This window comes from Streptomyces swartbergensis (assembly GCF_002148965.1).
Taxonomy (GTDB): Bacteria; Actinomycetota; Actinomycetes; order Streptomycetales; family Streptomycetaceae; genus Streptomyces; species Streptomyces swartbergensis.
The window spans coordinates 1-606 of record NZ_NGFN01000866.1; the positions used below are offsets into that span (position 1 = coordinate 1).

At 70.6% G+C, this 606-nt stretch carries 2 protein-coding genes; both read left to right on the top strand.

The annotated features are described in order from the left end of the window. Nucleotides 1–116: 116 nt before the first annotated feature. Complete coding sequence (locus CA983_RS46575; protein ID WP_158101959.1) at nucleotides 117–284, top strand: hypothetical protein; 168 nt, start codon at nucleotides 117–119, stop codon at nucleotides 282–284. Further along, nucleotides 281–577 carry an HNH endonuclease gene (locus tag CA983_RS44810; RefSeq protein WP_086606202.1) on the top strand — a complete coding sequence of 99 codons (297 nt, stop codon included), beginning with the start codon at nucleotides 281–283 and terminating at the stop codon, nucleotides 575–577. The genes CA983_RS46575 and CA983_RS44810 overlap by 4 nt, the downstream gene beginning before the upstream one ends. The last annotated feature ends 29 nt before the right edge of the window (nucleotides 578–606 follow it).

Genomic DNA, 606 nt, shown 5'->3' on the forward strand with positions numbered 1-606 from the left:
GCGCATCCCCCCTTCGGGTTCGCCCGGCAGCTCGACCTCGACCGGGTCGCCCTCGACTCGACAGCCGAGCGAGCCGACCCCGACGAGCCCGTGCTCGAGGACGAAGGAGACGACGAGTGCATGCGCCGACGACCGTGATCCTTCCCGTCCGCGTACGCGTGGGCGACGGACCCGAAGCCGAGCTCGGCACGCTCGAGCTCGACGGGCCCGACGTTCGCCCCGCTCTCGCCGCGTTCTTCCGAGCGGCCGCCGACTACCTCGACCCGAAGGACACCGACGCGTGAGCGGACGATGGGAAGGCAGTACGAGACGGTACGAGCTGCCTCCCAACTGGCCCGAGCTGCGCGCGCTCGTCCTCGAGCGAGACGAACACCGTTGCCGATGGCGCGAGCACGGCACAGTGTGCGGACTGCGGGCGACCGACGTCGACCACATCCGGCCCGGCAACGACCACAGCCTGACGAACCTTCGGGCGCTCTGCCGCGACCATCACGCGATCAAGAGCTCGCGGGAAGGCAACGCAGCGCCGCGCGTCACACGCTGGCGCCCCGCCGAGCGTCACCCCGGTCTGCTGTGAAGCGAACGATGCGCCGCACAACTTCGACC